General features: G+C 49.3%; 11 protein-coding genes. 6 read left to right on the top strand and 5 right to left on the bottom strand.

Features of this window, described 5'->3' with window-relative positions:
- Nucleotides 1–44 precede the first annotated feature (44 nt).
- The 3 genes from EZJ49_RS09585 (at nucleotide 45) to EZJ49_RS09575 (ending at nucleotide 3,044) form a co-directional block, all read left to right on the top strand.
- Nucleotides 45–899: a YihY/virulence factor BrkB family protein gene (locus EZJ49_RS09585; RefSeq protein WP_262551848.1), complete on the top strand. Its 855-nt coding sequence runs from the start codon at nucleotides 45–47 to the stop codon at nucleotides 897–899.
- A complete protein-coding gene (locus EZJ49_RS09580) occupies nucleotides 877–1,383 on the top strand; it encodes an NAD(P)/FAD-dependent oxidoreductase (protein WP_262551847.1) in 507 nt (168 codons plus the stop codon). The genes EZJ49_RS09585 and EZJ49_RS09580 overlap by 23 nt, the downstream gene beginning before the upstream one ends.
- A 542-nt stretch (nucleotides 1,384–1,925) precedes the next feature.
- Nucleotides 1,926–3,044, top strand: coding sequence for a DegT/DnrJ/EryC1/StrS family aminotransferase (locus EZJ49_RS09575; protein ID WP_262551846.1), 1,119 nt, complete (start codon nucleotides 1,926–1,928; stop codon nucleotides 3,042–3,044).
- On the opposite strand, the gene ligD is transcribed toward EZJ49_RS09575, so the two are convergent.
- Together ligD and EZJ49_RS09565 are read right to left on the bottom strand one after the other, a co-directional pair.
- The gene (ligD, locus tag EZJ49_RS09570; RefSeq protein ID WP_262551845.1) at nucleotides 3,028–5,304 is read right to left on the bottom strand and encodes a DNA ligase D; all 2,277 of its coding nucleotides are present in this window, start codon (nucleotides 5,302–5,304) and stop codon (nucleotides 3,028–3,030) included. The two genes, EZJ49_RS09575 and ligD, sit on opposite strands and share 17 nt — an antisense overlap.
- A 3-nt stretch (nucleotides 5,305–5,307) precedes the next feature.
- Nucleotides 5,308–6,135, bottom strand: coding sequence for a Ku protein (locus tag EZJ49_RS09565; RefSeq protein ID WP_262551844.1), 828 nt, complete (start codon nucleotides 6,133–6,135; stop codon nucleotides 5,308–5,310).
- Nucleotides 6,136–6,318: 183 nt separating this feature from the next.
- Here EZJ49_RS09565 and kdsA point away from each other — a divergent pair, with 183 nt between their 5' ends.
- Nucleotides 6,319–7,173 (top strand): 3-deoxy-8-phosphooctulonate synthase, encoded by an 855-nt coding sequence (kdsA, locus tag EZJ49_RS09560; RefSeq protein WP_262551843.1) that lies wholly within the window; start codon nucleotides 6,319–6,321, stop codon nucleotides 7,171–7,173.
- 63 nt (nucleotides 7,174–7,236) lie between these two features.
- Here the strand turns inward: kdsA and EZJ49_RS09555 are convergent, their stop codons facing one another.
- From EZJ49_RS09555 to ileS, 3 genes are all read right to left on the bottom strand, one after another.
- Nucleotides 7,237–8,121 (bottom strand): trypsin-like serine peptidase, encoded by an 885-nt coding sequence (locus tag EZJ49_RS09555; RefSeq protein WP_262551842.1) that lies wholly within the window; start codon nucleotides 8,119–8,121, stop codon nucleotides 7,237–7,239.
- Nucleotides 8,122–8,226: 105 nt separating this feature from the next.
- Nucleotides 8,227–8,973: a tRNA (N6-threonylcarbamoyladenosine(37)-N6)-methyltransferase TrmO gene (tsaA, locus tag EZJ49_RS09550; RefSeq protein ID WP_262551841.1), complete on the bottom strand. Its 747-nt coding sequence runs from the start codon at nucleotides 8,971–8,973 to the stop codon at nucleotides 8,227–8,229.
- Nucleotides 8,973–12,149, bottom strand: coding sequence for an isoleucine--tRNA ligase (gene ileS, locus EZJ49_RS09545; protein WP_262551840.1), 3,177 nt, complete (start codon nucleotides 12,147–12,149; stop codon nucleotides 8,973–8,975). The genes tsaA and ileS overlap by 1 nt, the downstream gene beginning before the upstream one ends.
- Nucleotides 12,150–12,458: 309 nt before the next feature.
- Here ileS and EZJ49_RS09540 point away from each other — a divergent pair, with 309 nt between their 5' ends.
- Entirely contained in the window at nucleotides 12,459–12,932 is a 474-nt protein-coding gene (locus tag EZJ49_RS09540; RefSeq protein ID WP_262551838.1) for a VOC family protein, read from the top strand.
- Nucleotides 12,933–13,128: 196 nt separating this feature from the next.
- A complete protein-coding gene (locus tag EZJ49_RS09535; protein WP_262551836.1) occupies nucleotides 13,129–13,323 on the top strand; it encodes a hypothetical protein in 195 nt (64 codons plus the stop codon).
- Nucleotides 13,324–13,429 lie beyond the last annotated feature (106 nt).

Genomic DNA, 13,429 nt, shown 5'->3' with positions numbered 1-13,429 from the left:
TTCACCGACGTTTGAAGGACTCAATAATAAGAACGAGGTCTTTCATGACGAAAGTGAAAAATTTCGTAGTCACCTTTGCTGACAGATTTACCGAGTGCCACACCATGACCTGGGCGGCTTCGGTGGCGTTCTACACCTGTTTTTCTCTGGCACCGCTGATTATGATCTCTTTAACTTTGGTTGCAAACATCGGCTTGGAACTTCAGCAGGCCTTTCTGCGTGAGGTCGCCAATCTGGTTGGCCCGGTGGCAGCAGAGGCTGTGGACGCCATTGTTCAAAATGCCAAAGAAAGAACCGATCTGATTTCCATGGCCGGAATTGTCGGCACCGTCACCCTGGTGCTTTCCGCCGGTCTGATCTTTGGTGAAATGCGTTCGGCGCTGACCATGATTTTAGGAAACCCCGAGCAGCCCGAAGACTTAAGCATCATCAAGGCCACTCTGGCCTATCTTAAAAATCGTCTGTTCCATATCGGTCTCGCGTTTGGATTTATTTTTGCCATGATGGTCTCGCTGATTATTTCCACTGTCCTGAACACGATTGTGCGCATCGGGCTGATTAATAATGGCGATGGCGCCTTTGTATTAAATATCGGGATCTCTTTATTGTTCTATGTGATTCTGTTCACCGGCATTTTTCATTTCCTTCCGGTGCCCCGCTTTCCGGTTCGCGCCTCGGCTTTTGCCGGCCTGATCACGGCCATTTTGTTTGTTCTGGGCAAGGAACTTGTCGGTGTCTATCTGGGCAGCAGTTCCATCACCTCCTCTTACGGTGCAGCCGGTTCCATCGTCGTGCTGCTGGCCTGGGTTTATTATTCAACTCTGATTGTTTTTATTGGCGGACATACAATTTTTGTATGGCGAAAGGAGATCTCCCATGCAGTTGCATCACCAAATTAATCCTTCTTACTGGCAAACCGTTTCCTTCCCCCCTCTGCCAGCGTTGCGCAGGGACCGTTCTGCGGATGTGTGCATCGTGGGCGCGGGTATCGCCGGCCTGACGACAGCTTATGTGCTGCTGAAAAACGGCTTTAAGGTGATTCTTTTGGACAAGGACACTTTGGGTAACAATGAAACCGCGCGCACCAGCGGGCACCTTTCCAATGTGCTGGATGAGGGGCTGACCCAGTTGATCTCAACTCTGGGGGAAGAGTCGGCACGCAAAGCCATCGCCAGCCATACCGACGCAATGGAGCTGATTGAAAAAATCATTCAGGAGGAAAAAATCGACTGCGATTTCAAACGTGTGGAAGGATATTTGTATCTAAGCCCTGAAACCAACAAGGACTATCTGAATCAGGAACTGCATTCCGCACGCAAACTGGGTTTTTCGGACGTGGAACTGCAAGCCTCACCCACCCACTTCGCGGATTTAGAAGCTTAATGTACTGAAGTTCCGCCTGCCAACAAAACTTTTACGGGTTGACAATTCCCCCCCCTCCAACAGCATGATTATACTTACAGCAGGTCTGCTGCTGCCCTTAAGCAGCCTTCAGGCACAACCGCGAGGTCCGCATGAGCGGCGCCCGCTCGGGCCTCCTCCACGCACATCCCAAAACACTCTGCTGGAGGGACAAAACGAGATCGAACGCCGCCAGGAGCGCATCCTTCGGGAACACCGAAGACAGATGAACGAACAACGTCAGCGTGAGGAACAAATGCGGCGGGATATGCAAATCATGCCCGACGGCCGCACTTGGGACTAAGCACAAACCAAAAGCACTCGTGACCGCGAGTGCTTTTGTCCGGAGAGGACCAGAGTCCAGCTCAGATCAGAAAGGGTGTTGCTAGAAAGCACCACCATCTCGGTAAAAAAAGATACAGCCTTTGGATGCACGGCAAACAAATATCCCGCGTGGTTGCAACTTGTCAGGACCTGTTGGATAATTTCCTCATCGACTAAACACTTTCCTCGAGAGAAATACTATGAGCATTCAACAAGTTCCATTTATCACACTGAATCGTTTTGAACCCGGTTTCCGCGATGAATTCCTTGGCGGTGTTGCAAACCTTTTTGATAAAACCCAGTTCGTGGGCGGCCCTATCGTTGCAGAGATGGAAGCCAATCTTGCAACTTACACTAAATCCAAACACGCTATCGGTTGCGCAAATGGCACTGATGCCATTCAAATCGCCCTGCGCGCAGTGGGCGTAAACAAGAACGATAAAGTTCTTGTTCCTGACATGACTTTCTGGGCCACTTTTGAAGCCGTGGTTAACGTGGGTGCAAACCCTGTCACTGTGGATGTGAATCGCGAAACCTGCCACTGGGATCTGGCAACTTTCAAACAAGCTGTGGAACAATTCAAACCCAAAGCCGCAGTGATGGTTCATCTTTACGGCTGGGCTTCTGCTGACACTTTGGAAATCCGCAAGTTTGCAAAAGACGCTGGTGTTTTACTGATCGAAGACGGCGCACAATGCTTCGGCACTGAAATCGACGGACAGTCCATTCTGGGCACAGCTTTGATTTCCACAACCAGCTTCTACCCGGCAAAAGTTCTGGGTGCTTCCGGTGATGCCGGTGCGATCTTCACTTCCAATGATGAATACGCGAAAAACTGCCGCACCTTGATCAATCACGGCAGAACGGATCACTATTCTCACGGTATGATCGGCTGGAATTCCCGCATCGGTGCTTACGAGTCCCTGTTCCTGAACATGTCCTTGAAACACATTGATGCACGCATTCAAAGCCGCATGAATGCTGTGAAGTTCTATGAGGAATCCCTGAAAGGTCTTCCTTTGAAACCTGTACGTGCAAAATCCAACATCAAGGAAAACGGCTACTGTGCCGTGGCGATGATTGAGCCCTCCCTGCGTGCTTCCCTGATCGACAGTCTGAAAAAAGCCAATGTTGGCTTCGGCACAATCTATCCGGGCGCGATGAGCCACCAGTCCGGTTCTACGGGTCACCTGGCCGGCAAAATCGACAATGGCAATGCTCATCACATTTCCCAGGCTGTGTTGAATCTTCCTTGTTTTGCTTACATCACTCAGGAAGAGCTTCAATACGTTTGTGATACGGTCAAGAAGCACTTCTAAGCTTCTTGACTGGCAAAGTAGGGACCCGGGAAAAATACTTCCCCCAAGGGTCCCTGCCGGTCTTTAAAAGCTGCAATGCTTTTACCAAACTGATCGCGTCTCCGCTTTTATATTTTTTCAACTGCCCCCAAGCCACTGGCCACGCTACAGAACTAGTCTTTCTTGCCCGCAGTGAATACGGCAGCACACTGGTGGACCCTTTGGAGTTCCGAAGATAATCTATAAAGATCTTTCCCTTGCGAATTTTTTTGGACATTTTACTGACATACTTATCCGGGTAACGACGCTCCCAATTCAAAGCCAGTTGATGCGTAAAACGTTTCACTTCATCCCAACTGGGACCTGACTTAAAGGGCACATGCACATGCAGCCCCTTCCCGCCACTCAGCTTTACAAAACTGGAAAGCCCCAAGCTCTCCAGATCTTTTTTAATCATCAAGGCTGTTGCCACGACCTCCTCCCAGCTCACCCCTTCGCCCGGGTCCAGATCCAGAACAAATTGATCCGGCCTGGCCGGGGCCTCTGCCCGACTGTTGCGTGCATGAATCTCGTAGGCCCCCATTTGCACCAGTTCCAACAGTCCACGCACGTCCTGAACATAAAGAGCCGCATCTTTTTCAAAAATCGCCACCGCATCGGCACGCGTATTAAGGTGTTTCTGGAAGAAGCATTTTCCCAAAGCGCCTTCTGGACAGCGAAGCACTGCCAGCAGACGGTTTTCCAGATAAGGCCGCAGACGTTCTGACATGGCAATGTAGTATTCCGCCACCTGAAGCTTGGTGATCCCCTCTTCCGGATAAAGAACCTTGTCAGGATTACTTAACAACAAAGAATCCGAAGTGACTTCAGGCGCTGGCTTGTCTTTTCTTAGCTCCACAAAAACCGGCGCACGCAAATGCAATCCATGAGTCCAATTGGCAAAGCTCACTTCCGCCAGCAATTTCGGCTGTACCCATACAATATTTCTTCGCGGAGGATCTCCAGCCTGAAAAGGGTTTTCTTTTGTGTGGATTTTCTTAAGTTGAAGCAGCAAGGATTTTATTTTCTTCTGATCAAAGCCGGTTCCCACCTTGCCAACAAAACGCAGCTTGTTTTTTTCGTACACACCTAATAACAAAGCTCCGAATTCAGACCGGCTGCCTTTTCCCAAAGCATATCCGCCGATCACAAATTCCTGGCGATTTAAAAATTTGCTTTTAACCCATTCCCCCTTGCGCCCGGAAACATAGCCACTCTCAATCTTTTTGGAAACCACCCCTTCCACACCCTGCTTTTGCAACTTTCCCCAACTGCCGGCATCGACAGATTTAAGTTCCTGGCTTAGGCGAATATGACCGCGCCGTCCTTTTAAAATCTTCTTCAGTCTGCTGCGACGCTCTTTCAAGGGCAGTCCCCGCAAATCCTCGCCATTTAACATCAACAGATCAAAAACCATGTACGTCAGTTTCTGTGCCGGATCGAACTCGAAGTAATTTTGCAGGCTTTGAAAGTGACTGCGACCCTTTTTATCCAGCACCACCACTTCCCCGTCTAAAACCGCCGACTGCACATGAATGCGTGAAAGTTCCTTTGCCAGTGATGGCATTTTCCCAGCCCAGTCATGCCCCGCCCGAGTGTAAAGTTTTGGACTGTTCCCGGCCAGATGAGCCTGAATACGATAGCCGTCCCATTTAGTTTCGTGCAGCCATTCTTTTCCCTGTGGCGGCTTATTCACCAAGAGTGCCAGCATGGGCTTAACAAAATTGACTTTTTCCATCGGGGCCTCATATCCCGGCTTGGCATAAGTGTCATCGCGCTTTACCAAAAGCCATTGAGGGCTTTTACCCGCAAACTTGGTCCGAATCAGATCCCACGCCCCTTTCAGACGATGACCTTTGAGTTCAAATTCCAAGTGTCCTTTCTTCAGTCCCGCTGCCGGGGATGACTTGGGAATCCAGATTCCGGTGTCCCAGATATAAACCTCGCCCGCGCCATATTGATCCTTGGGAATTGTTCCCTCAAAACGGCCGTAGTCCAGCGGATGATCCTCCACCTGCACCGCCAGACGCTTTAAATGCGGGTCCAGTGACGGCCCCTTCGGAACAGCCCAGCTTTTTAAAACACCCTCCCATTCCAAACGAAAATCATAGTGCAGATGCGAGGCATGATGCTCCTGCACCACGAACATCATTGATGACATGGACTTCTTCCGGCGTTTTTTCGCTGAAGGCTCTGGTGTCTTCTTGAAATCACGTTTGTGCCCGTATGTTCGCAGCGACATGACTTAAGCTCGCAGACGGGTTTTACGTTTGGTCTTCTTGCGGGCCTGAAGACTTTTTTGCAGCAGGGGCATTAAATCAATAACATTATCCGTGGCCTCAATCTTTTCAGCTTTCGCTTCGGACACTTTATGGCCCTTGCCTCCGCGCACTTTGCGCTGAATCGTCTTCATCACATCCTGATAATAAGTGTCGCGGTATTGATCCGGGTTCCATTTGGAAGTCATGCCATCGACAAGGTCCTCAGCCATTTTCAGCTCCTTCGCACTGTAGGAACGTTTTTTCATACTGGCATTTAAGAAGTGGACCTGTTTTTCACTTTTCACCTCGTGCGAGAAACGTAAAAGCTCCAGAACCAGATAGGGTCCACGCGCCATCACCAGCGCCAAATGCTGTTTAATACGAATCACAAGCTTGGCCACAGCCACTTTCTTGGTTTCCTGCAAGGCATCCCTTAAAAGAAAATATCCTTTTTCCGCCCCTTTTTGCGGAGCCAAATAATAGGGCCGGTCAAAGAACAGCGGGTCCACCTCAGCCAGCAGAACAAAATCCTCGATATCAATGGTCTGTGTGGCCTTGGTATTGGCTTTCTTCAGTTCCGCCTCACTTAACACCACATAGCGCCCACTTTGATATTCGTATCCCTTGACGATACGGTCCCCGGGGACTTCCTGGCCGGTTTTGGCGCTGACTTTTTTGTACTTGATGCGCGACATGTCCTTTTTATCAAGCATGGAAAAGTGAATCTCCTTTTCACTCTGCGCGCTTTGCAAGGTGACGGGAATATTTAAAAGACCGAAACTGATAGAACCCTTCCAAATACTCGCGGCCATAAGCACCTCCTCTGACTAGAAAAAACCATCCCCGCATGATTGAAAAGGCTGCACCGCCATTTTTGCCAATAAGCGCCGCCCCTTACCCAAGGCCCAGTGGCGACAGACACAGCTTCCCGTAAAATTCCATGTCAAAATCCGCAGAACGGTGCTATTCTTTCTGGCATTGAAACGGATGGTCCCATGCAAAATAAAACAGTCAAAATCGGAAATATCGAGGTCGCCAATAACAAGCCTTTCGTGCTTTTTGCCGGACTGAATGTTCTGGAATCCCGCGATCTGGCCATGCAGGTCTGCGAACACTTCGTTAAAGTAACAGACAAACTGAAAATCCCTTACGTCTTTAAATCCTCGTTCGACAAAGCCAACCGATCTTCCATTCATTCTTATCGCGGTCCGGGCATGGAAGAAGGGCTGAAGATTTTTGCGGAACTAAAAAAAACCTTCGGCGTAAAAGTCATCACTGACGTTCATGAAATCCATCAGGCAAAACCTGTGGCGGAAGTTGCGGACGTGATCCAGCTTCCGGCCTTTTTGGCACGTCAGACAGATCTGGTGGAAGCCATGGCTCGCACCGGGGCCGTGATCAATGTTAAAAAGCCGCAATTCCTTAGCCCCGGCCAAATGGGTAACATCGTTGAAAAAATTCAGGAGTGCGGTAACGACAAAGTAATTCTTTGTGATCGCGGCACCAATTTTGGTTATGACAATCTGGTTGTGGACATGCTGGGCTTTAACATCATGAAAAAAGTTTCCAAAGGAAGTCCGGTGATTCTGGATGCGACACACGCTTTGCAATGCCGCGATCCGTTTGGTGCAGCTTCCGGCGGACGCCGCGGTCAGGTGGCGGAACTTTCCCGCGCAGGCCTTGGCGTGGGGCTGGCAGGGCTTTTCATTGAAAGCCATCCAGATCCAGACAAAGCCAAGTGTGACGGCCCATCGGCCCTGCCACTTTCAAAAGTGGAACCGTTCCTGCAACAGATGAAGGCGCTGGATGATCTGGTGAAATCCTTCCCGGAACTCAATACAGAATCTTAAAAACAAAAAGCCCCGTTTTTAAACAACGGGGCTTTTTTTATTTCAAATAACTATAGACTTCTTTTAACGACCTTTGACTCTTTCCAAAGCCCGGATGACGAACGAAATATCTGTCACATCCTCACCACGACAATCCTCATCCTGACAATGATAGCTCATATTGCAGGAACGCTGGCTGTCGTAATCAAAGTCCATCTCTCCACGAACAAGAATACCCACAACTTCGTTCGTGCGTGCATTAAACACAGCAGAACCGGAGTTCCCGCCATAAGTATCCAGATTGGCCGTAAAGAATCCCTGCGATACAGAGCGCACATGCGCTCCTGCCGCCACCTTCGTTGGCAATCCCGCCGGGTGACCAATCACAAACAACTCATCCCCAGGATTCACAGAACCCTTCTGCAAACGCACAGGCGTCCGATTTACCACCGGACGATCCAAACGAATCAAAGCATAATCCTGCTTGGAGGAATATTCGCGATACACCAGTTCTTTACAACCATAGACGTCATCATACATCGATGTCAGAGGCGCCGTCTGCTCATCCTTCATGCGATAACCAAAAACAAAGGAATACGTCTTACAGTCTGCGGTGCTTTTCACACAGTGCCCGGCCGTGGCGATCAAGTCTGTACCCACCAGTGATCCGGAACAATTTGCCGAAGTTGGCTGTTCAAAAAAGGCTTCATCCGAACAAAGTTCGCGCTCCCACCCGTACTTGGTGGGTTTATGGGTGAAACCATCCTTGCGATTATCGTAGAGGTCTTTTTTAGGAATCAGGGCCAGTGTGGAATCGGCAAGCTGACGAATGTCCTCGCGCTGCACTTGATAGACATCCACACGATTGTCTTCACCATAAATAACTTTTGGTGTGACTGATACGAAGCCCACAGACAGGGTGGCTGCAAATGCCACTGACAAAGCCGCAACGAACGAATTCCTTTTCACGATGCTTCCTTTAAGTTTCCTTCATGGAAACTTCTTACCATCATCTTGCCGGTAAAGATTTTTGATTTCAAATAACTTGGCAGCAAAGTCCAGTATTAGAAGGTGTTATTTCAGATCCAAAATATCGTAAATCACAAATCCTGATTCGGTGATTTCATACTTTACATCGTGCCCAAGAATGTCCATGCCGTAGCGTAAGCCCCAGGATTTCTGCTCTGACGGCGGTGATTGGCGCTTTTGAAATGCCGGTCGCGGATCAAGCTCGATCACTTCGATAATCAGCGCCTTCAGATTGTCTTCACCAGCCGGGTCGCGCTGTTGAATTTCTGTTTCAGCTTTTTCAGAAAACAGGACCGGATATCGGGGAATCGGCTCTGCTGCCCAACCCGCCCCCGCTTCGGGAACCGAATCCGCATAGGCAATATAAGGTTTAATATCCAAAACCGGAGTTCCATCAATCAGATCCACGCCCGCAACATGAATCTCCGGCCCTCCTGCGGCCTCCAGATCAATCTTTTCGATAGTCACCACTGACAAACCAATAGGATTGGGACGATGCGGGGAACGCGACGCCAGAACACCGACCTTGCGATTTCCACCCAAGCGTGGCGGACGAATGCTGGGCTTCCAGCTTTTGCCACCATGATCGTGAAAGACAAAAACAATCCACAGATGCGTGAATTCCTCAAGACTGCGTAAGGCTGTTTTCAAATTTGGATCAGGATGAAGCTTAATCACCCCTTTCGCGTTGGAAGCCAGGCCCGGCTGGCGAGGAACACCGAATCTGTCTTTAAACGGTGTCTTCACCTGCCCGATGGCAGAAAACTCAAAAACATCCCCCCACTTATTCATTATGAACGTGGAAGACTGGTCACACCGATTTTAATCACCTGACCGTCGATGTCGGACGTTTCAGTGTGCTTGCCGGTCGGCTCTGCTGCCAAATTAATGATGTTCAGATTCTTCGTCAAAGTTTCGGAAGTGATCATGTCTTTATGAGCCTCCAAAGCCTCCAACAAAGCGCCATCACAGGCGATATTCAGAGTGATCTTGTCATCCATCTGGAAGTCCGCTGTTTTACGCGCCACCTGAATCTTGCGCATGATTTCACGCGCCAGACCTTCACGTTCCTGTTCTGCGGTCACGGTCGGGTCCACTTCGATGGAAACAATCTGATGCACGGAAAGATTCGTGTTATCACCCTTCGGCGCACGACGGATTTCCACATCAGAAAGCTGAATTTCTTCACCTTCCACCAGAACCGCTTCACCGTTTTCAAGCTTCAGCAGACTTTCCAAAGAAAGCTTCTGAATCCCGGCGCCCACCGCCTTCATCTTAGGCCCCAGACGTTTACCCAAGACTGGGAAGTTCGCTTTGGCAGTGACTTGCACGAACTGATCTTCGTTGGCGTTGTAAACCACTTTGCGGAAATTCAGCTCGTCCACGAAGAACGGCTCAAACTTTTTCAATGTTTCTAAAAGTGCGGCACTTCTGTGGATGATTTTGATTTCATTCAGTGGAATCTTGGCCTTCACACCGATTTTTTCACGGTGGTTACGCCCCAAAGTCACCAAAGTGTCCATCGCCTTCACTGCTTCTTCCAATTCCGGACGAAGCAGGGAAAGATCCGCTTCCGGGAAGCTTTCCAAGTGCACAGAGTCTTTCTTATTTGGCAGAACCTGCGCCAGGTTCTTATAAGTCACTTCGGACATGAACGGCGCAAATGGCGCCATCAAACGCGACAATGTCGTCAAAACTTCGTGCAAAGTTTCATAAGCATAGCGTTTGGTTTCCGGCATCCCATCCTGCCAGAACAGACTTCTGTTGAAGCGAATGTAGGTGTTCGTCAAGTCCTCGATGAACTGAAGCAAGTGAGGGACCACGTTATACAAACGATAAGCGTCCATTTCCTTGTGAGTATTGGCGATCAGTCCGTTTAAGCGGGACAGAACCCACTGGTCTAGAATGTTCGGTGACTTCTTCGCATCCCCTTTAGGAACAAAGCCATCGATATTGGCGTAATTGGCAAAGAAGGAATACGAGTTCCACCATCTGAGCAAAATCTTACGAACGATGTCGTAAACACCTTTTTCAGAGAACTTCAATTCCTGCGCTTTCACGACAGGAGAATCAATCAGGTACAGGCGCAAAGCATCCGCACCGTGCTGATTCAGAACTTCCATAGGGTCTGGGTAGTTTTTCAAGGACTTGGACATCTTACGTCCGTCTTCAGCCAACACCAGACCATTCACCACCACATTTTTGAATGGTGCTTGATTGAACAGGGCTGTTCCGATGATCGACAACGTGTAGAACCAACCGCGGGTCTGATCCAGACCTTCTGCGATGAAATCCGCCGGGAAGGCTTTTTTGAAATCTTCCACAGAAGTTTCCGGATAGCCCCACTGCGCGTATGGCATGGAACCGGATTCAAACCAGCAATCCAAAACACCATCCACGCGCTTCAACGGGGATTTCCCTGTTGGCGACGGAATGGTGATTTGATCCACAAACTCGATATGTAAATCGTCGATCTTCTGGCCGGATAGCTTTTCAAGCTCGGAGCGGGACCCTACACAGATCACTTCGCCCTCTGGATTTCTCCAGATCGGCAGTGGCGTTCCCCAGAAACGGTTGCGCGAAATCGCCCAGTCACGGGCGCCTTCCAGCCAGTTTCCAAAACGTCCATCACGAAGATGATCCGGAACCCAGGTGGTTTGCTTGTTATTCGCGATCAGTTCTTCTTTGATTTTCTCAACAGCCACGAACCACGAAGACACCGCACGATAGATCAGCGGCGTATCGGAACGATAGCAGAACGGGTAACTATGCTGAATCGTGTCCTGCTTAAACAGGCTGCCGCGTTTTTTAAGGTCCGCGATAATATCCTTATCCGCTTCCTTCACGCGCTTGCCGGCATAATCAGGAACTTCAGATGTGAACATGCCATCATCATCCACTGGATTCACCATCGGGATTCCCGCCTTGGCACAGGCATAATAATCCTCTTCCCCGAAGGCTGGCGCCATGTGCACCACACCCGTACCACTTTCCGTGGTTACGTGTTCAGAGGAAATAATACGGAATGCGCCCTTATCCGCGCGATCACCGAAGTACGGGAACAAAGGCTCGTAAGTCAGACCGACAAGCTCTTTGCCTTTCATCATTTGCAAAACTTCAACTTCCTCTTCTGCTTTTTTGAAGACAGAGGACAACAAAGCCTGCGCCATGATCAGCTTGCGACCTGTGGCCTTTTCCAGAACCTTCACATAGTCAATATCAAGACCTACTGCCAACGCCAGATTCGACGGCAAAGTCCAAGGGGTTGTCGTCCATGCCATCACCGCTGTGTCCGGTTGATTCACCAGCTTGAACATCACGGTGATCGCAGGGTCCTGCACCATTTTGTAGTTTTGATTGGCTTCAAAGTTGGAAAGCGAAGTGGAAATCCCCACAGAGTATGGAACCACTTTGTAGCCTTCATAGATCAGGCCCTTGTTAAACAACTGCTGGAACACCCACCACACGGACTGCATGAAAGACACGTCCATGGTGAAGTACGGATTTTCCATATCCACCCAGCGACCCACCCTACGAACTGTGGTTTTCCACTCGGTGGAATATCTTTTTACAATCGAACGGCAGGCATCGTTGTAATTAGCCACGCCCATTTTTAGAACGTCTTTACGGCTTTCAATTTTATGAGTCTTGTTGATTTCGTATTCCACCGGAAGACCGTGACAGTCCCAACCGAAACGACGAGGCACGGTGTAGCCCTTCATCGTCCAGTAACGAGGCACAACGTCTTTCAACACACCTGCCAGCAAATGACCATAGTGCGGAAGACCCGTCGCAAAGGGAGGACCATCATAGAAACTGTAAGTCTTCTTACCTTGCGGTTCCAAAGAACGCGCAAAAATCTTTTCCTGATCCCAAAAATCCAAAATGGATTCTTCCTGCTTGGCTAGCTGGACATCGGGTTTTACTGAGGAATAAGGATTGGTGCGGGTGTTATTTGCATTTGTCATAGGTCCTTAATAACTATCAGCTTTTTAAGGAACTTGCACGCAGAGATGCCCCCTTTTCAGACCTCCACCTGTGTTTTGGCATTGCGTCACATATCGTTCCCCCACCCATGACACAGCTCGGGCCTTGTCTAACCCCCAAACAGGCCTTTTCATCGGTGATCAATCACCATGCCTCCCTCTGGGAAAGCGAGGGCTAGCAGGTTGCAAGATTGTGACGTGTTGTCCGGCAGATGGTTATTTGCGGGCTGACTCCCGGCCTGATGTCCGATAAAATTTCATTTTAATCCCAAACACGACTGGAGAAATACGATGGCAGAACTTATCACCTGCGTTTGGTTTGACCACGGCGAAGCCAGCAAAGCCGCCAGCTTCTATGCAAAAACATTTCCCGACAGCAGCGTTGGCAAGGTCAATAAAGCTCCCGGCGACTTCCCCGGCGGTAAAGCGGACACAGAACTGACCGTCGAGTTCACAGTGCTGGGACGAAAGTTTGTGGGTCTGAATGGCGGGCCGATTTTTAAACCCAACGAATCTGTTAGCTTTATGGTGGTGACTGAAACACAGGAAGAAACCGATCACTACTGGAATGCCATCGTCAACAACGGCGGGATGGAAAGCGACTGCGGATGGTGCAAGGATCGCTGGGGATTTTCCTGGCAAATCACGCCCCGAATTCTGCTGGAACTTACCACCAGTTCCGATCCGGCGAAGGCGAAAAAAGCCTTTGACGCCATGATGACGATGAAGAAAATTGATATTGCGAAACTTAAGGCCGCAATCTAAGCCCCGCCCTCGAAGGGCTAAATATGTAAAGCGTTGCAAAGTATCGTATTTGCAACGCCTCAATTTAGCCCGTTCCGCCAAATATAGGCCACACCTTAAACAGTTTTCCTGCCAATTCATTCTCTAGCTTTTTTTAGGGAACACTCTGACACACTCCTGTCTTTAGAGTGAAATTCTGATTTCCGATAAACTAAATATGACTCTCTCAGAATTGATGGGTCTGTTCAATTCGCCTCCAGGCAAATGGGCCATAAACAATAAGCTCAATGGCAACGTCGGCGACGGACACGACTTTGAAAATGCCTCGGCCCTGTGGATTGTCCATGATCCACGCTTTATGTTTCTTGAAGACGTCCCCACGGGCTTGAAGTATATGATGAACGGCCAATAGATTTGACCTTTAGCAAAGCAGGGGCCCTTCAGCGAGCCTCTGCATGACATAGACTCTCAAGGGTTTATAGTTTTACTGTTCAGTACAAACTCTAAACTTCAGAGAG

The organism is Bdellovibrio bacteriovorus (assembly GCF_025558485.1).
Taxonomy (GTDB): domain Bacteria; phylum Bdellovibrionota; class Bdellovibrionia; order Bdellovibrionales; family Bdellovibrionaceae; genus Bdellovibrio; species Bdellovibrio bacteriovorus_G.
Note: the sequence above shows the minus strand (reverse complement) of the source record. Positions and strands in the feature narration are given on the sequence as shown.